Source organism: Rossellomorea sp. NS-SX7 (assembly GCF_052828565.1).
Genome location: NZ_CM128249.1, coordinates 2,426,902 through 2,444,737, shown reverse-complemented (window position 1 = coordinate 2,444,737; position 17,836 = coordinate 2,426,902). Strand labels below are relative to the sequence as shown.

The following is a 17,836-nucleotide window of genomic DNA, read 5'->3' as shown; positions in this document are numbered from 1 at the left end:
TAGATCTGTGTTAAATTACTTTTAATCAGCAGGCTCTTTTCACATTCTTTGTTGCTTTACACACAAGAAGATACTGGGACTTGTGTATTTTCGCTTGTATGTCCTTATCTGCAATAAGCTTGAGTTTGAAAAGGGACGTGGACACTCCTAGGTCAGACTCTGGATTATGGACGAAAAGCAGCTAGCGGTAAGAAAACAGCCAATCAGTAATGGATCAAAGAGGGGAATGAGCGTTTCATGCATCTTCATGGATCAGCAGATATCAATCGTGATGGACATTTAATGATCGGAGGGGTCAGTACGATCGATCTTGTTAAACAGTACGGGACCCCCCTTTATGTCTATGATACTGCCTTAATAAGAGAAAGAGCGAGAGGATTTAAAGAAACGTTTCAGCAGCTGGGTGTGAAAGCGGAAGTAGCATACGCCAGTAAAGCATTTTCAAGCATTGCGATTTTCCAATTAATGAAAGAAGAAGGATTGTCGTTGGATGTAGTATCGGGCGGAGAGTTGTTTACGGCTCTAAAGGCTAAATTCCCGTCAGAAAGAATTCATTTTAACGGGAATAATAAATCGCGCGAGGAACTCGAGATGGCCGTGGAAAGTAAAGTTGGCTGTATTGTTGTCGATAATTTTCATGAACTTATGCTTATATCTGATATCACAAATGAAATGAAACAGCAGACAAACGTGTTATTGAGGGTGACACCGGGCATCGAGGCACATACACATGACTATATCCTGACCGGTCAGGAAGATTCGAAATTTGGATTTGACCTGCAGAATGGTCAAGCTGAAGAAGCGATGAAGCAGTCGCTGAATTCAGAATACATAGAGTTATTGGGTCTGCATTGTCACATCGGATCACAAATTTTTGAAACGACAGGTTTCATCCTGGCTGCAAAGAAAATAATCGAGAAGATTGCAGAGTGGAAGTCGTCATACGGCTTCATTCCAAAAGTCATTAACCTTGGAGGGGGATTTGGCATTCGGTATACACAAGAGGATGACCCGATTCCTCCTTCACAGTATGTGAAGGAAATGATTCATGCAGTCAAAGATGAGGTATCCAAATTCGGTCTGGGCATACCTGAAATCTGGATTGAACCTGGACGATCGCTGGTAGGTGATGCGGGGACCAGTTTGTATACGGTCGGATCAAGCAAAGAGGTACCCAATATCCGAAAATACCTTGCTGTTGATGGAGGAATGAGTGACAACATCCGGCCGGCTTTGTACAAAGCCAAGTATGAGGCGGTCATAGCCAATAAGGCAGACGATGCTCCTCAGGAGACCGTGTCGATAGCGGGGAAATGCTGTGAGTCCGGTGACATGCTCATATGGAATTTGCCTCTTCCGAAGGCGGAAGCAGGAGATGTACTGGCTGTGTTCTGCACAGGTGCATACGGATACTCGATGGCAAACAACTATAACCGCATTCCGCGTCCTCCTGTCGTATTCGTGGAGAATGGAAAGTCAAAACTTGTTGTCCGCCGTGAAACCTATGAGGACCTGATCACACTGGATCAATCACTGACATAATATAAAGCAGTTCGAAAACCATGTGATGGCTTTCGAACTGCTTATTTTATTTGTTATGAACAGAAGAGTGATAATTGCAGGAGGGACAGGACTTCCATTATTGATTGATTTTATATACAATGAACATGGAATAAATATCTACATAGTGAAGGTGAACGTTAGCATGAAACTGAATAATGGACTGCTGTTTTTTATTTTATTGATCCTCGGTCTCCTGGGCGGACTGCTTTATTGGTTTGTACTTGCGGGGAACTAGAATAATTAGGTTGAATAAACAAACTAATTTTAGTAAGATAAGTTAACATTCATCTTATTGACGTGATTTAATTCTTGATCGGAAATCAATCTCTAATTGATTTAAAAATTATTGTTTTTGTCTATAATGGTCATAAAAGCCATTATAGGTGCAAAAACGTAACGAGGGGTAATTATGTTAATTCGGTATAAAAAGGCATTCGAAAAGATTGCAATGGGTCTATTATCTTTCATGCCAAATGAAAAAGATCTGAAAAAGCTTCAACAAACAATGAAGCAATATGAAACGGAAGACAATTGGCAGCTTTTCTTATGGAAAGAAGAGGATATCGTAGGATTAATCGGAGTGTATAAAACAGACAGCACTTTAGAGGTTCAACATATATCGGTTAACCCGTCACACCGTCATGAAGGTATCGGAAAAGCAATGGTAAAACAGTTGAAAGAAATGTATTCGGAGTTAACGGTTAAACCGAATTCGGAAACGGCATCTTTTTTCGAAAGATGCGATGAAGAGAATATCGTTTAAAATGATAAAGAGACTGACTGGCAGCGTCATCCTGCTAAGTCAGTCTCTTTTTCTTGAGCGCATTCAGCCTTTCGGTGATCACCGGGCTCCGGTCCCTCATTGAATGCCGATGGATAAGCTCCTGATTTGACAGGTCACTTGGCATGCACCACTTATAACCTTCTTTCCCGCATAGTTTTTCTGCCTCTTTTAAGAGGGCAGGGTCTTTTATTGGAAGGTCAAGACTGTTATATGGTAAGTGTTCATCGATATCCTGAATCGTCTTTTCAATGGTTTGAGTCAAGGTGGGGGATTCTAACCCAAGTCGGTTAATGACTTCTTTATTTTCTTCCAGATTTTTTAGAGCTTTTACAAGCATTCTTTTTGCACCGTGTACATTGTTTCTTCTGTAGTGATACATACCGACCGCTATTTGGATGAGGCCAACCCAATGAGAAGAACGATTTCCCGGATCGACTTCCTTCCAGTATTCCTCCAATACCTCGTGACATTCAAAATAATCGCGATTTCCATGGAAATACACAAGATATTGAATATATGCTTGAGGATATGTCATGATACCACTCCCTTTCAGCTAGTTTATCATATTGACCTCTATTCTAAAAAAAGCTTGGTTAAAGTGAATGTTTAAATAAACAACTTTTTAAAGTGTACCAAAACTCTCTCCTGCGATTCAAAAAATTACTATTGGAGATTAGAGTCTAATCTACTATACTTATAGAAGTAGCTCAAAGGAATGAATGGAATAGAAACTGGTGATATAGTGGAATACAATGTAAAGATCGATGCGTTTGAAGGTCCACTCGATCTTCTTTTGCATCTTATCAATTCTTTAGAAGTAGATATTTATGACATACCTATGGCTCAGATCACGGAGCAGTATTTATTATATGTACATACGATGAAAAATCTACAGCTGGATGTGGCGAGTGAATATTTAGTCATGGCAGCTACTCTCCTTGCCATCAAGAGTAAGATGCTGCTCCCAAAGCACGATGATGGCATCGAGGATGAAGACATAGAATTTGAAGAAGAGGATCCGCGGGACGAATTGGTCGAGAGACTGGTAGAATACAGGAAATTTAAAGAAGCGGCAAATGAGCTTAAAGCCCGTGAGGAAGAAAGAGGGCAGGTATTTACGAAGCCGCCGAGTGACCTGACGGAATTTACCGATGAAGCAGACCTGAAGAACTCTGAAGTTCAAGTATCATTATATGACATGCTGGGTGCTTTTCATAAACTATTAAGACGTAAGAAGATCCAAAGACCGGTTCAGACTAGGATAACAAAACAGGAAATATCCATAGAGAAACGTATGGATGAAATTATAAGCAGTTTGCGAAAAGTAAAGAAAAGAACGCCGTTTACCGCTCTTTTCCCTTCCGATGACAAAGAGCATTTGGTCGTAACTTTCCTTGCTGTATTGGAATTGATGAAGAGAAAACAGATTGTCGTAGATCAGGAACATAATTTCAAGGAAATATTTGTAGAGTCATGTGAGGAGGTAGGACTTGTTGGACAACATTAATTGGAAGGGAATATTGGAAAGTCTACTCTTTGCAGCGGGGGATGAAGGACTTTCTTTGAAACAAGTCTGCGCAGTTCTTGACCTGAGTGAAGATGAAGCAAACGACACCCTTCAGGACTTAAAGAAAGACTATGATGAAAATGATGATCGCGGTATTTACATGACTGAGCTTGCAGGCACGTTCCAGCTCGTAACGAAGAAATGTCATGCCGATTATTTAAAGAAACTGGTGGAATCACCGAGTGTCAGCTCATTATCACAAGCTGCACTCGAAACACTTGCGATCATTGCTTATAAACAGCCGATTACGAGAGTGGAAATTGAACAAATAAGGGGAGTCAAAACAGAACGTCCAATTCATACCCTTACCTCAAAAGGTCTTGTGAAGGAAGTCGGCAGAGCGGAAGGGACAGGTCGTGCGTACCTGTTCGGCACAACAAAAGAATTTCTGGACTACTTCGGCATGAATAATCTTGATGAGCTCCCTCCGCTTCCGGAAAACATCGTCGAAGATTTTGCCCAAGATGAAGCTGACTTGTTTTTTGAAAAATTTCAGGAAACTATTGATTCAGGTGAATAATAAAGAATAATTGCACGGATAGGTCCCCGGACCGCCGTGTTTTTTTATTGCATTTTTTTGAAGGGTATTCCAGGTCAAAGGAAGTTCATGTTTCATTCATATTAGCGCTTGTCCTGCATAAACTTGTACAAACACTTCAAAGTTCGATTAAAGGGGTAGATGAGTGTGCGCAGGAAGAATATGAAATTTTACATATATTATATGCTTGTATTCGCTTTATTGTTTGTCTTCGTTTCGAAGGAAGTCCAGGCAGAACCTTCAGTAAGTGCACAAAGGGCGATTCTGATGGATGGGGAAACAGGAAGGGTATTGTTCGAGAAGGATGCTCACAGTAAAAGCAGAATTGCCAGTATCACGAAAATCATGACAGCGATCATTGCCATAGAGTCCGGTAAGATGGATGAAGAAGTGACTGTTTCCTCAAACGCATCGGGAACAGAAGGATCATCTCTCTATTTAAAAGCAGGAGAAAAGATAAAGCTTGAGGATTTGGTATATGGTTTGATGCTCAGATCCGGAAACGATTCTGCCGTTGCCATCGCAGAGTCGGTGGGTGGAAGCCTTGATGGGTTTGTGCATTTGATGAATCAAAAAGCTGCTGAAATTGGGATGGAGAATTCACATTTCTCAAATCCGCATGGATTGGATGACCATGAAGATCATTTTTCCACTGCCTATGACATGGCATTATTAACCAAATATGCTATGGAAAACGATATTTACAAAAAGGTTTCGGGTACCAAAGTCCATACCGCACCCAACCCTGAAGAACAATGGGATCGAAAATGGAAAAATAAAAACAGGCTGGTCACCGAGCTTTATAAACATAGTACAGGCGGTAAAACAGGGTATACGAAACTGGCCAAAAGAACGCTCGTTTCAACCGCTTCCAAGGACGGAGAGAACTTGATTGCAGTAACGTTGAACGCACCGGACGATTGGAATGACCACATCCGCATGTTTGAATATGGATTTAAGCGTTACGATTACAAAACCGTTCTGGAAAAAGGATTCATCGACAAATTTGATGATGAGTTTTATGAAGGACATGTGTATGTGAAACGGGATGTGATCATGACATTGCAAAATAGTGAAGAAGAGTCGGTAAGAATCGAATACAAAATGTTAAAGCCAAATCAAGAGTGGAAGAAGAATAAAAATGTCCCGGAAGTTGTCGGTAAGGCCGTCATTTATTTGGAAGATAAAGAGGCAGATTCATTGCCTGTTTACTTTAAGGGAGAAGAGGAGCCTGAAAAAGAAAAAAGCTGGTGGAAGTTTTGGGCGTATTCGATGGAAACCTTCCTGGGAGTAAGTCGAAATGGTTAATTTGATCTGGGTAGGGATGACCATAATCGGGCTTATATTTGCCATCATCAATGGAAGAATGGAAGAAATCAATGAAGCGATTTTTAAATCCGCCAATGAAGCTGTGACACTTTGTATCGGCTTGATCAGCGTACTGGTATTCTGGCTGGGTATCATGAGGATTGCACAGGAAGCTGGCCTTCTGGATAAGCTGGCCAAACTGTTCAGGCCATTTGTAAAACGTTTATTCCCTGAAGTGCCGGATGATCATCCTGCCATGGGATATATCCTTTCAAATATGATCGCAAACATGTTCGGGCTCGGAAATGCAGCAACTCCTCTGGGGATAAAGGCAATGGAACAGTTGAAGAAGTTAAATGGAGGCAGGGATTCGGCAAGCAGATCCATGATTACGTTCTTAGCAATCAATACATCAAGCCTGACGATCATTCCGACCACGGTCATAGCCATAAGGATGAAATATGATTCAGCTTCTCCGACGGAAATTGTAGGACCGACATTGATCGCAACGATGTTATCCACCATAGGTGCTATTTTAATAGACCGATATTTTCATTACAGACGTACTCGTCGCGAGGTGAAATAGATGCAATGGATCTCAACTATATCGCTGTGGCTCATACCGATCATGATAGGGTTTATACTAATCTATGGGACTCTTAAGAAGGTCCCGACTTATGAAGTGTTTGTGGAAGGTGGAAAAGAAGGGATAAAGATAGCTGTCTCCATCATTCCCTTTTTGATAGGGATGCTGGTTGCTATCACGGTGTTCAGGGAATCAGGTGCATTGGAATTCTTTGTTGACCTTTTACGACCTGCGCTGCTTGCATTAGGGATCCCGCCTGAGATCGTCCCGCTCGCCATCATCAGGCCGATCTCAGGTACAGCAGCTCTTGGGATGATGAGCGATATTGTTGCAGCGTATGGCCCTGATTCCTTCATAGGAAGACTTGCTTCCACCCTGCAGGGAAGTACCGATACAACGCTTTATGTCCTGACCGTTTACTTCGGTGCAGTCGGAATCAAGAAAATGGGAGATGCACTGAAAGTCGGACTGCTTGCAGACCTCGTCGGCATAGCAGCTGCCATCTTCATCGTCACAATCATGTTTGCTTGATAATCAGTAAGTTTTTCGTGCGGAAAAGCAAAATAGTTCACGACCATTAGAATACAAATTGAATAAAGCGAAAATGAATTGAAAAGACATTAGTGTGGATCTTTGTTCTAATGGTTTCCAGCTGTTGGTTGGAGTGCAAGACGAAGACTCCTGCGGGAAAAGCGAGACAGGTGAGACTGGTCCAGCTCCGGCGGCTAGCCCCTCGAGGTCATAAGCTAAATGGTCCAAGAAGGCAAAGAACGCCTTCCCGGCCCATTCATCTTATGCTTGTCGGGGCTGAACGAGCCGCCTCCGCTTTTCTAGCCCACAGAAGCGTAGCGACGAGGAGGCTCACCGGCCGCACGCGGAAAGCGAAGTCTTGCACGGAAACCAACAGCGGTGTTCGAACCGACAACAATTTTTATGAATTTATAAGGCATATCTATATAAGTGAAAAAAAAGAAAAAACAGCCACCCGTGCTGTTTTTTCTTTTTGCCTTTCTATTTTGTCCCGATTATGTAATAATTCATGAAGACAAAAGTATTTGAAAAACAGATGAGGTGAAATACCGTGGAACGTTTACAAAAAGTAATTGCTCACAGCGGCGTGGCATCAAGACGTAAAGCCGAGCAGTTAATCATAGAAGGCAGAGTAAAAGTGAATGGGAATGTCGTGAAAGAACTTGGGACAAAGGTTTCGTCTTCAGATAAAGTTGAAGTGAACGGAGTGCAAATCGAAAGGGAAAACAAAGTATACTACATGCTATACAAGCCAAGAGGCGTCATTTCAGCAGTGACAGATGATAAAAATCGTCAGGTTGTAACGGATTTCTTCCCTGAAATAGAAGAAAGAATTTATCCTGTCGGACGTCTTGATTACGACACATCGGGATTATTGCTGCTTACAAATGATGGAGAGTTTGCTAATCTGCTCATGCATCCAAGCAATCAGATTGAAAAAACCTATGTAGCCAGACTAAAAGGAATCCCTCCAAAGTTTAAAATCAGGGAACTAGAAAAAGGGATCAAACTGGAGGATGGAATGACGGCACCGGCAAAGGTAAAAGTGCTTAGTATCGATAAGAAACAAGGCAAGTCGATTGCCGAAATCACCATCCACGAAGGAAGGAACCGTCAAGTCCGCAGAATGTTCGAGGCGATCGGATTTCCTGTACAGAAGCTGAAGCGGGAAAGGTTTGCTTTCCTTACACTTCACGGATTGAATGCAGGTGAAGGCAGAGAGTTGACACCTCATGAGGTCAAACAGCTCAGAACTCTTGCGGAAACGGGAAGCATACGATAAAAGACGCGAAAGTGTCACACATCATTCATATATTGGCGCTGTCATAAAAATGATAAATGTTATAATGAGAAGGGAATTTTCCTAGTCGTTAGGGTGAATTCCCTACATAGCATTAATGATAACTGACAAAATTTGTAGGGACTGATCATATAATCAGGCCCTTTCCTGTTGTTGAGAGTATCATTTCCAATTGTGAGAACGATTACATTGGTGGAGGGATCGTCAAGTGAACAAAAAGAAACGCAGACTGCTTATAAGAAGCATCATACTCATTCTGTTAACCTCTGCAGTCGTGTATACCCTGTATGCAAACTTTACCAAAGACGAAAGAGGGCAAATAAAAGCGGGAGATCCTGCACCTGATTTTGTATTGACAGATATGGAAGGTAAGAAGCATAAACTATCTGAATACGAAGGACAGGGCGTCTTCCTTAATTTCTGGGGTACGTGGTGTAAGCCTTGTGAAGAAGAAATGCCGTATATGAATAACCAATACAAAAAGTTTAAAGACCAAGGCGTACAGGTGCTTGCTGTCAATGTGAGCGAGTCAGAATTCCTGGTTAATCGTTTTGCTTCCAAGCATAACCTTGAATTCCCGATTGTCATCGACAAAAATGGTGAAGTGTTGAATGCCTATGGAGTGGATCCGCTTCCTACAACCTTCCTTATCAATCCGGATGGGAAAGTTGAAAAGGTTCTTACCGGCACCATGACAGAAGAAGACGTCAAAAAATATATGGAGAGCATCAAGCCATAGTGCAACAGAGTTCGAACTTAACATAAGGAGTTTTATTTTATGAAGGAAATAAAATGTGAATGCGGACACGTCAATCCTATAGGAACTGTTCTCTGTGAATCATGTGGACGTGCCCTGACATCCCAAGCAAAAGAAGAAAAGCTGCATGATATGCGCTATGAGGGAAGTGCCAGACGCTCCCAGACGTATAATAAATCCATCATCGATAAAGTGTGGAATTTCTTTTCATCAGTGAAAGTGGGCGTTTGGCTGATCGTCATTACATTGATCGCTTCTGCGGTCGGGACGATTCTTCCACAAAAACAATATATCCCTTCTGTACTGCCGCCTGATCAATACTATGAAGAGGTTTACGGATTTTTTGGGAAACTTTATTACACACTCGGATTCCACGATTTATACAGTTCCTGGTGGTATCTCTTATTAATAGCTTCCATCGGAGTATCATTGGTTATCTGCAGCCTGGATCGGGTCATCCCTTTACACCGGGCCCTCAAGACCCAGCGTGTTTCACGCCATGAGAGCTTCTTGAAGCGTCAGCGGATATACGGAATGACAGAGATAGCAGACATAGACGGTAACCTTGAGGTAGTCAAGAAGAAGCTTTCTGAAAAGAAGTATAAGGTCCGTGAAGAAAATGGGGACATCCTTGCTGAGAAAAATCGTTTTTCCAGATGGGGTCCATATGTCAATCACGTAGGGCTGATCATCTTCTTGATTGGGGGAATGCTGCGTTTTGTACCGGGAATGTATATAGATGAAACGATTTGGATCCGTGAAGGAGAGAAGAAAGCAGTTCCGGGCACGAATGATGAGTACTATATTGAAAACAAAGAATTCACGCTAGAAAACTACGATAATAAAGATAAAGAGGTTTTTCAGCAAACGATTGAACGTGTAGGCACCATTGCGAAGAATTATCAATCGGATGTTGTGCTTTATAAAGAGTCCGGTAAGACCCTTCCCGGTGAAAAAGCAGAATTGAAATTAGAAAAAGAGGACTCGATCAAAGTAAACCATCCTCTTAAATTTGAAAGCTTCGCGGTTTACCAGACAAGCTACAAGTTGGATGAATTCAAGACGATGTCATTTACATTCGATAACAAAGAAAGCGGTAAGACCTTCGGTGAATTTACCGTCGATTTATTTGATCCAAAGGACAAATATGATTTTGGAAATGGGTATCGTATCGAGCTGATGGGCTATTATCCCAACTTCACAGGCTTTGATGAAAATGGTGAGCCTATCTCTAATAAACCGGTTCCTGATAACCCAGCCTTCCTGTTTAAACTATTTTCACCAGACAAACCTGAAGGTGAAATCAGTTTCGTAGGAATCAGAAAAAACCTTGAACCCCTCGGTGAGAATGAGTTCAAAGTCTCATTTGCAGGTGTTGAAACCCGAGATGTATCGGCGTTGACCGTTCACAAGGATCTGACCCTGTGGATTATTGCTCTTGGTGGAGCTATATTTATGATAGGAGTTGTACAAGGCGCTTACTGGCATCATCGCAGATTCTGGTTCAGAAGAAGCGGGGATGGAAGTTTAATAGTGGCCGGACATACTAACAAAGGCTGGTTTGGTTTGAAAAATGAGCTGAAAGCAATACTGGAAGGAACGGATATTGGAATGCCGGAGGACCAGCAAGAAAAGGAGAGTAAGGAGGAACAAGGATGACAGCGACCTCAATGGCCGAATGGAGTAGTAATCTACTTTATATCGCCTTTATTATGTATTTAGTTGCGACATTATTTCTTGGCGGGAGCATCCGTCAAAAGAATACGACAGAAACAAATCAGAGCAAATGGGGCCTTATCGGGATTGTCATTACCATTATAGGATTTGCGGCTCAACTCGGCTTCTTCTTCCTTAGATGGGCAGTAGCTGGACATGCTCCGGTCAGCAACCTGTTTGAATATACTACATTTTTCGGAATGACACTGGTAGGGTCGTTCATTATTATTTATTTCATTTATAAGAAGACGATTCTTGGTGTAGTGGCTTTGCCGATTGCCTTATTGATCATCGCTTATGCAAGTATGTTCCCTAAAGATATCAGCCCGCTGATTCCGGCTCTTCAAAGTGACTGGTTAAAGATACATGTCACCACTGTCGCTGCAGGGGAATCAATTCTTGCAATCAGCTTTGTGGCTGGATTGATCTATTTATTGAAATCGGTTGATCATACAAAAGGAAGCAGACAGTCATTCTGGCTTGAGACTGTCATGTATGGAATCATAGTAGTACTTGGATTTATCGTGGCTTCTACAGGATTTACGTTATCGAATTATGAAGCAACCTTTAACTATGTGAATCAACAAGGCCAGGAAGTAGTTTCAGAATATACTCTTCCTGCAATCGTGGGCCCGAATGAGGGCGAATTAGTAACAGAAAATGCAATGGAACCATGGGCGGAAATGCCGGCATTGATCAATGCGAAAAAATTGAACACGGTCATATGGTCATTTATTTCAGGAACCGTGATTTATCTGTTATTGCGCCTCGTATTCCGGAAGCGCATAGCTGCTAAGATACAGCCTGCTGTTAAGAGTGTTAACCTCGACTTAATGGACGAAATCGGTTACCGTTCTGTACTGATCGGGTTCCCCGTTTTCACTTTGGGCGGATTGATCTTTGCCATGATTTGGGCTCAAATCGCCTGGACAAGGTTCTGGGGCTGGGATCCCAAAGAAGTGTGGGCGCTTATCACCTTCTTGTTCTACGCCGCATTCCTGCATCTCCGTCTTTCAAAAGGATGGCATGGGGAAAAGTCAGCCTGGCTGGCAGTTATCGGTTTCGCTATCATCATGTTTAACTTAGTGGCTGTAAACCTGATCATCGCTGGATTGCATTCATACGCATAATCGGGACAGGACTGAGAGGCTGACGAAACGGGAATCAAATTCTCTTTGAGTCAGTCTCTTTTTTGAATTACAATAAGGATAATGATGGAATTACCTAAAAGGAGGACCTATTCATGGAGGAAATCATTCGCATATTGGTTGTAGATGATGAAGACCGCATTAGAAGATTGCTGAAGATGTATTTAGAAAGAGAAAATTATATCATTGATGAAGCTGAAAACGGTGAAGATGCTTTAGGAAAAGCCCTTGAAAATGATTATGATTGTATTTTACTTGATATCATGATGCCTGGAATGGATGGGATCGAGGTGTGCAAGCATCTTCGTGAAACAAAGTCTACCCCTGTCATCATGCTGACGGCAAAAGGGGAAGAAGTGAACAGAGTACAGGGCTTCGAAGTAGGGACCGACGATTATATCGTTAAACCATTTTCACCAAGGGAAGTGGTCCTCAGAGTAAAAGCATTGTTACGACGGTCTTCCAAAACGAATTACATACAAACAGAGGCAAAAGCGAAAGATCTCATCGTGTATCCTCATCTGACAATCGATAATGATGCACATCGCGTAACTGCAGACGGGGTGGATGTCAACCTGACCCCTAAAGAATATGAACTGCTGTATTTCCTGTCAAAATCCCCTGATAAGGTGTTTGACCGGGAGCATCTTCTTAAAGAAGTATGGCACTATGAGTTCTTTGGAGACTTAAGAACCGTTGATACACATGTGAAGCGATTGAGAGAAAAGCTGAACAAAGTATCTGAGATGGCAGCTAAAATGATTGTCACCGTTTGGGGAGTGGGATATAAATTCGAGGTTACAAATGAATGAGGCTTTGGCGAAGTGTAGTAGGAAAACTGTGGGTCACCATTTTATTGCTGGTCTCATTTGTCCTCTTTATATTAACGATCCTGCTGCTCGAGTTTTTCCAGAACTATCATGTGGATGAAGTCGAGAAAGAATTAACGAATACAGCAGAAAAAGTAGCCAGAATCGTCGAAAATCATAAAGATCTGGAACTGGGGATGGAACTGGGAAAGGAAATCATTGATGAACCGGTCAATATCCTGATTGTGCTCGATGATGATAAATCTGTATATTCTCATGATTCAAAAGGGAATCATGGTGATATTCATTCCCTGATTTTAAAAGATGAAGATTTGAAAAGGGTCTCTGAAGAAAAAAAGGTAAAAAAAGAATTTGAATTATCCTCCGATTCTTCAGATAACAGATATGAGAATATCATAGTGGTCGGAACGCCGCTGCATATTGATGACCGGGACGGGGCTGTGTATTTATATCAGTCACTTGGGGTTATTAAAGATACAACACGGCAAACAACTAAGCTCATCCTTCTTGCAGCCGGGATCGCTATCATCCTGACTACCATCTTTGCCTTTTTCCTTTCCACGCGTATAACGGCACCTCTGAGAAAAATGAGGGAAGCAGCTTTTGAAGTGGCAAAGGGAAAATTCGATACGAAGGTACCCATCCTGACAAAGGATGAAATAGGGGAATTAGCTACTGGATTCAATCAAATGGGAAGACAGCTCAAATTTCATATCAATGCCCTAAGTCAGGAGAAAGAACAGCTTTCGAGCATTTTAAGCAGTATGGCAGATGGAGTCATCACGTTTAACCGGGATGGAACGATTCTGATAACAAATCCCCCGGCAGACCGGTTCCTGCAGCAATGGTATTACGAACAGAGCGACATGGGTGATGAGCCGATTCCGACTTCGGTCAAAGAGCTCCTCCAAAATGTAGTCGTCACCGAGACTGAGCAGACAGGAGAAATCACTCTTCAAGGAAGGTCTTATGTTGTGATTGTAAGTCCCCTATACAATAATAATACAATCAGGGGCGCAGTTATGGTCGTCCGCGATATGACCGAAGAGAGAAGATTGGATAAACTGCGCAAGGACTTCATTGCAAATGTATCCCATGAACTTCGCACACCGATATCCATGCTGCAAGGCTACAGTGAAGCAATTGTGGATGACATCGCAGAATCTGAAGAAGAAAAGAAAGAAATCGCACGTATCATTTATGATGAATCCCTTAGAATGGGACGTCTAGTGAATGACCTTTTGGATCTTGCAAGAATGGAAGCAGGCCATATCACGTTAAACAAGGACTCTGTCCCGATCATGTCGTTTACGGAGAGAGTGACGAATAAATTTCTCGGACTTGCAAGGGATAACCGGGTTTCGATTTACTTTGAAAGCAATGTCGATTTGAAAAAGGAAATGACAATGGATCCAGACAGGATCGAGCAAGTATTGACAAACCTGATCGATAATGCAGTAAGGCACACTCCTGAAGAAGGAACCGTTACGGTTTCATTAACGGAAGGGAAGGGTGGATTTTTGTTTCATGTAAAAGATACTGGCTCGGGAATTCCTGAAGAAGATCTTCCTTTCGTATTTGAACGTTTTTATAAGGCAGATAAAGCACGGACGCGGGGGAAATCAGGGACAGGACTTGGCTTGGCAATTGCTAAGAACATAGTGGAAGGTCATAATGGCCATATACAGGTTCATAGCAAACTTGACCAAGGGACAACATTCACATTCTTTCTTCCTTTTCGGTCATAAATCGATGAAAATCCCCGGCAAATAAGGAAAATGAAGAAATGTGACGATAAATCTTGTTACATGGGGAACAATTTTCATTAAAAAGTCAGCAGTAGACACCTCTGAGGGCAGGGAATACTGTTGGCTTTTTTCGATTATTGTCCGGTTTTGAAATCGGTTGAAAAAAATGTTTCGATGTGTAACTTTTTAAAAAAATAATCGACTAATTAGTTGACGGGGAGGGGTAAAATGAACTCCGTTTTTGACGAATTATATTCTAAATATCACCAGGATGTCTTTAACTTCTTGATATACATGGTGCAAAACCGGCAGCAGGCGGAAGACATGGTTCAGGAAGTGTATATCCGGGTCCTTAAGTCATATCAGCATTTTGAAGGGAAAAGTTCTGAAAAAACATGGCTTTTTTCCATTGCTAAAAATGTGGCGATCGATCATTTCAGAAAACAAAAAAATTGGAAAAATCGGATATTGGAAAAATTCGATTGGAACCGCAATGATCTGCCTTCAGATGATGCACCTCCTGAAGAAATCGTTGTCGCCAATGAAGAAATACAAGTATTATATCAATGCTTGAAGCACAGTTCGACAGACTATCGTCTCGTCATCATCATGCGCTACCTTCAAGAGTTGTCCATCAAAGAAACGGCTGAAATATTGGAGTGGTCAGAAAGTAAAGTGAAGACAACACAGCATAGAGCATTAAAATGGCTGAAAATAGAGATGAGTCAGCGCCTGAGAAAGGAGGAGAAGGAGATTGAGAAAATCAGAATGGAACGATCGTGATATCGAAGAGATGATCAAACAGATGCCAAAAATAAAAGATGACCGCCATCCATCTCATATATACTCCAAAATGAAAATGGGGAAAAAGCCGTGGAACAGTCTGCGGCGGTACGTACCGGCTCTTGTGACACTTGCTGCTCTTTTTATTGTAGTTCTCTTGTCACCTGCACTGATGTCACAGCTTTCAGGCGAAGACAGCGCGATGGAAGGTGCTTTTTCCACTGATTCTTCAGGTGGTGAAGCAAAAACGGCAAAGGACTCACCCTCTACCGAATCAGACTCCGGTTTGGCGCAGGACTCCAATGGAGAAAGTCAACTCAAAATGGCAGAAGAACATGACAAAGAAACAGAGACACTCTTAGCTCCAGAAAAAGAACCGCAGCATGAAAGACTTTCAGTATTTAAGGAAGATGTGGCTGAGAAAGACTTTTATTCATATGGGCTTGTTTCTGGTGATGCGATACCAGTACCGGTTTCGGTCGTTGCAGCAGTCGATCAAAGCCAGAAAGATTGGGTGGAGCACTATGAAACCATTTCCGGCCGGCTGCCGGAAACCGAGTGGGGGTTTCAGGATTATTTTCCTATCAAGGGGGATTTAACACTCAGTGAAGACAAAAAAAGCGTAGTGTTGATCCTTGAAGAGAACCATCCTTACAGTGGAAGCAGTGCAATCGAGTCCAATTTTTATCAATCACTCCTATATTCATTTGAAGAGAAAGATGTGAAGGAAATCAACCTTCAATATAAAGATGGTAGTACACCGGAATTCAGTCATTATGGACCATTATCCTCCATCCCGCTGAATCAGGACTTACACCATGCATTTTATAGTTATTCACCTGGCGGACACGGCAGCTACCTGGTTCCGGGTTCCATCTCCAGTAAAAATGTAAAGCAATCGATAGAAGCAATGAAAGAAACTCCTTCAGAGTTCTTTAAAAGCGTGATACCAGAAAGTATTTCAATGGATGTGACAGAAGCTGAAAATGTGGTCACTGTCAGATTCAATAAGACAGTAGATTTAAACTCAATGAATTTTCATCATGCACAGGAATTCATTGAGGGGATACTGCTTACCGCCAAGAGTTCAGGCTATGAAAAAGTTCAGTTCCAAAACATCGAACAGGAACAATGGAACGGTTTCACCTTTACAGAGCCGCTTGCGACGCCTTTAAGTCCGAACAAAAAAAAGTTGGAGCAATAGATCATGGATGACCGAGATGGAATGTTGATTCTATTTCGGTCGTTTTTTTGTTGATGGACTTTTTAGTCCGTTTGGTAAATATATGGGACTCCAGGTGATTTTTCAGCTTGATTTCTAGAGGTGGCATCTTCTGCATCAGTAATGGTGCGAGTTTTCAGATGATTTTATCGGATATCTATAATTCTTCGTATATTTTTCACCATTTTACGCAAACTACCAGAAGGGAATTTTTTGCATTTCATATTTTTGGAAAGTTGTACATACAGTTTCAAGTAAAGTCATTTTCGGCATCAGTGCTGGCAGAACCAATGAAGTACGTAAATACCTTAAGGAGGACAAGCATGCTTTTAGATTACCTAAGAAGGTTTTTGATTGTTTTTTTATTGGCACTATGTGTAAGTATCATGTTCCTTACCGGTAAGGAAGTGAAAGCAATGGCCAATGAAACGGATGGTGGATGGATTTTTCCAGTCGAAGGGGTGATTACTGATCTGTATGGAACTCGTTCGGGTACTCATAAAGGAATGGACATCGGGGGAAATATCGGTTCCCCTGTCTATGCGGCTGCAGAAGGAATAGTCAGTAAATCGTATTATTCCGAGAGCTATGGCCATGTTGTATTTATTTCTCATAAGAATGGGTATGAAACAGTGTATGCCCATCTCAATGAGAGGGGAGTGTCTGAAGAACAGCGTGTGTCACAGGGTCAGCAAATCGGAAGTGTCGGAAGTACAGGCAGGTCAACTGGGGCCCATTTGCATTTTGAAGTACACAGAGGGGGGTGGACCCTGAATAAAATAAATGCAATTGATCCGTTCGAACTTTTTGGACAAGGGGAAATCGGACAACTGGTTTTTGCCAAAGAACAGGATCCTTATCAAACGATTGAAGCATCGGGACACATGAATGGGGTTCCTGAACAACGCCATGATCAAAAGAGTAACCTTGTAACAGAAACGCACGTAATACATACTGTAAAAAAGAATGAAACATTATGGGGCATTTCAAAGCAATATGGCTTGACTGTCGAAGAAGTCAAAGCTTCTAATGATACTCGCTCGTCACATATAGAGGCAGGGCAGCGCTTAGTCATTCCACAAGGGGGAAAAGAAGAAGAGTACATTGTAAAACCTGGTGATACGCTATATTCGATAGCAGAGAAAAACAGCTTGAATCTGACTGAGTTGCGGACACTGAACGGCCTGGATACTAAAGATACCATCTATCCGCTTCAAAGACTGAGAGTGAAGAGGGGAAGTTGATTACCTCGAATTCAAAATGTTTTCCTTTTACATTGACGTCGTTTTATGTATAATGATATTGTATAAAAAAATAAGATTCGTCTTCGGGGCAGGGTGAAATTCCCTACCGGCGGTGATGAAACAACGATGTTTCTAAGCCCGCGAGCCTTTAGGGGCAGGATTTGGTGTGATTCCAAAGCCGACAGTAAAGTCTGGATGGGAGAAGATGAAG

17 protein-coding genes and 1 riboswitch are annotated in these 17,836 nt (G+C 42.0%); of the genes, 16 read left to right on the top strand and 1 reads right to left on the bottom strand.

Going from position 1 to position 17,836, the window contains the following annotated elements:
- Positions 1-237 precede the first annotated feature (237 nt).
- Complete coding sequence (lysA, locus tag ACUXV2_RS12275) at positions 238-1,542, top strand: diaminopimelate decarboxylase (protein WP_446243491.1); 1,305 nt, start codon at positions 238-240, stop codon at positions 1,540-1,542.
- 430 nt (positions 1,543-1,972) lie between these two features.
- Positions 1,973-2,326, top strand: coding sequence for a GNAT family N-acetyltransferase (locus tag ACUXV2_RS12270; protein ID WP_446243490.1), 354 nt, complete (start codon positions 1,973-1,975; stop codon positions 2,324-2,326).
- Positions 2,327-2,360: 34 nt separating this feature from the next.
- Here the strand turns inward: ACUXV2_RS12270 and ACUXV2_RS12265 are convergent, their stop codons facing one another.
- Positions 2,361-2,882, bottom strand: coding sequence for a DUF309 domain-containing protein (locus ACUXV2_RS12265; protein WP_446243489.1), 522 nt, complete (start codon positions 2,880-2,882; stop codon positions 2,361-2,363).
- Between the two features lie 180 nt (positions 2,883-3,062).
- Between ACUXV2_RS12265 and ACUXV2_RS12260 the strand changes: the two genes are divergently transcribed.
- From ACUXV2_RS12260 to ACUXV2_RS12195, 14 genes are all read left to right on the top strand, one after another.
- The gene (locus tag ACUXV2_RS12260) at positions 3,063-3,854 is read left to right on the top strand and encodes a segregation/condensation protein A (RefSeq protein WP_446243488.1); all 792 of its coding nucleotides are present in this window, start codon (positions 3,063-3,065) and stop codon (positions 3,852-3,854) included.
- Positions 3,841-4,434, top strand: coding sequence for an SMC-Scp complex subunit ScpB (scpB, locus tag ACUXV2_RS12255; protein ID WP_446243487.1), 594 nt, complete (start codon positions 3,841-3,843; stop codon positions 4,432-4,434). Before ACUXV2_RS12260 ends, scpB begins: the two co-directional genes overlap by 14 nt.
- Positions 4,435-4,614: 180 nt before the next feature.
- The gene (locus ACUXV2_RS12250) at positions 4,615-5,760 is read left to right on the top strand and encodes a D-alanyl-D-alanine carboxypeptidase (RefSeq protein ID WP_446243486.1); all 1,146 of its coding nucleotides are present in this window, start codon (positions 4,615-4,617) and stop codon (positions 5,758-5,760) included.
- Entirely contained in the window at positions 5,753-6,346 is a 594-nt protein-coding gene (locus tag ACUXV2_RS12245; RefSeq protein WP_446243485.1) for a nucleoside recognition domain-containing protein, read from the top strand. The genes ACUXV2_RS12250 and ACUXV2_RS12245 overlap by 8 nt, the downstream gene beginning before the upstream one ends.
- The gene (locus ACUXV2_RS12240) at positions 6,347-6,877 is read left to right on the top strand and encodes a spore maturation protein (protein ID WP_446243484.1); all 531 of its coding nucleotides are present in this window, start codon (positions 6,347-6,349) and stop codon (positions 6,875-6,877) included. It abuts the gene before it with no gap.
- A gap of 550 nt (positions 6,878-7,427) precedes the next feature.
- Positions 7,428-8,159, top strand: coding sequence for a pseudouridine synthase (locus ACUXV2_RS12235; RefSeq protein WP_446243483.1), 732 nt, complete (start codon positions 7,428-7,430; stop codon positions 8,157-8,159).
- 226 nt (positions 8,160-8,385) lie between these two features.
- Positions 8,386-8,916 carry a thiol-disulfide oxidoreductase ResA gene (gene resA, locus ACUXV2_RS12230; RefSeq protein ID WP_446243482.1) on the top strand — a complete coding sequence of 177 codons (531 nt, stop codon included), beginning with the start codon at positions 8,386-8,388 and terminating at the stop codon, positions 8,914-8,916.
- A gap of 39 nt (positions 8,917-8,955) precedes the next feature.
- Positions 8,956-10,593: a cytochrome c biogenesis protein ResB gene (gene resB, locus ACUXV2_RS12225; protein ID WP_446243481.1), complete on the top strand. Its 1,638-nt coding sequence runs from the start codon at positions 8,956-8,958 to the stop codon at positions 10,591-10,593.
- Positions 10,594-10,604: 11 nt separating this feature from the next.
- A complete protein-coding gene (gene ccsB / locus ACUXV2_RS12220; RefSeq protein WP_446247063.1) occupies positions 10,605-11,780 on the top strand; it encodes a c-type cytochrome biogenesis protein CcsB in 1,176 nt (391 codons plus the stop codon).
- 113 nt (positions 11,781-11,893) lie between these two features.
- On the top strand, positions 11,894-12,610 hold the full coding sequence (locus ACUXV2_RS12215) for a response regulator transcription factor (protein WP_446243480.1): 717 nt from the start codon (positions 11,894-11,896) through the stop codon (positions 12,608-12,610).
- Entirely contained in the window at positions 12,607-14,376 is a 1,770-nt protein-coding gene (locus ACUXV2_RS12210) for an ATP-binding protein (RefSeq protein ID WP_446243479.1), read from the top strand. The genes ACUXV2_RS12215 and ACUXV2_RS12210 overlap by 4 nt, the downstream gene beginning before the upstream one ends.
- Positions 14,377-14,604: 228 nt before the next feature.
- Positions 14,605-15,159 carry an RNA polymerase sigma factor SigX gene (gene sigX / locus ACUXV2_RS12205; protein ID WP_446243478.1) on the top strand — a complete coding sequence of 185 codons (555 nt, stop codon included), beginning with the start codon at positions 14,605-14,607 and terminating at the stop codon, positions 15,157-15,159.
- Entirely contained in the window at positions 15,131-16,363 is a 1,233-nt protein-coding gene (locus tag ACUXV2_RS12200; RefSeq protein ID WP_446243477.1) for a hypothetical protein, read from the top strand. The genes sigX and ACUXV2_RS12200 overlap by 29 nt, the downstream gene beginning before the upstream one ends.
- A 341-nt stretch (positions 16,364-16,704) precedes the next feature.
- The gene (locus ACUXV2_RS12195; RefSeq protein WP_446243476.1) at positions 16,705-17,625 is read left to right on the top strand and encodes a peptidoglycan DD-metalloendopeptidase family protein; all 921 of its coding nucleotides are present in this window, start codon (positions 16,705-16,707) and stop codon (positions 17,623-17,625) included.
- A gap of 75 nt (positions 17,626-17,700) precedes the next feature.
- Positions 17,701-17,836: riboswitch (FMN riboswitch) on the top strand.

Excerpts from the sequence above, each read along its gene's own strand:
- lysA (WP_446243491.1), top strand. The coding sequence starts at position 238 with ATGCATCTTCATGGATCAGCAGATATCAATCGTGATGGACATTTAATG.
- ACUXV2_RS12270 (WP_446243490.1), top strand. The coding sequence starts at position 1,973 with ATGTTAATTCGGTATAAAAAGGCATTCGAAAAGATTGCAATGGGTCTA.
- ACUXV2_RS12265 (WP_446243489.1), bottom strand. The coding sequence starts at position 2,882 with ATGACATATCCTCAAGCATATATTCAATATCTTGTGTATTTCCATGGA.
- ACUXV2_RS12260 (WP_446243488.1), top strand. The coding sequence starts at position 3,063 with ATGAATGGAATAGAAACTGGTGATATAGTGGAATACAATGTAAAGATC.
- ACUXV2_RS12250 (WP_446243486.1), top strand. The coding sequence starts at position 4,615 with ATGAAATTTTACATATATTATATGCTTGTATTCGCTTTATTGTTTGTC.
- ACUXV2_RS12245 (WP_446243485.1), top strand. The coding sequence starts at position 5,753 with ATGGTTAATTTGATCTGGGTAGGGATGACCATAATCGGGCTTATATTT.
- ACUXV2_RS12240 (WP_446243484.1), top strand. The coding sequence starts at position 6,347 with ATGCAATGGATCTCAACTATATCGCTGTGGCTCATACCGATCATGATA.
- resB (WP_446243481.1), top strand. The coding sequence starts at position 8,956 with ATGAAGGAAATAAAATGTGAATGCGGACACGTCAATCCTATAGGAACT.
- ccsB (WP_446247063.1), top strand. The coding sequence starts at position 10,605 with ATGGCCGAATGGAGTAGTAATCTACTTTATATCGCCTTTATTATGTAT.
- ACUXV2_RS12215 (WP_446243480.1), top strand. The coding sequence starts at position 11,894 with ATGGAGGAAATCATTCGCATATTGGTTGTAGATGATGAAGACCGCATT.
- ACUXV2_RS12210 (WP_446243479.1), top strand. The coding sequence starts at position 12,607 with ATGAGGCTTTGGCGAAGTGTAGTAGGAAAACTGTGGGTCACCATTTTA.
- sigX (WP_446243478.1), top strand. The coding sequence starts at position 14,605 with ATGAACTCCGTTTTTGACGAATTATATTCTAAATATCACCAGGATGTC.
- ACUXV2_RS12195 (WP_446243476.1), top strand. The coding sequence starts at position 16,705 with ATGCTTTTAGATTACCTAAGAAGGTTTTTGATTGTTTTTTTATTGGCA.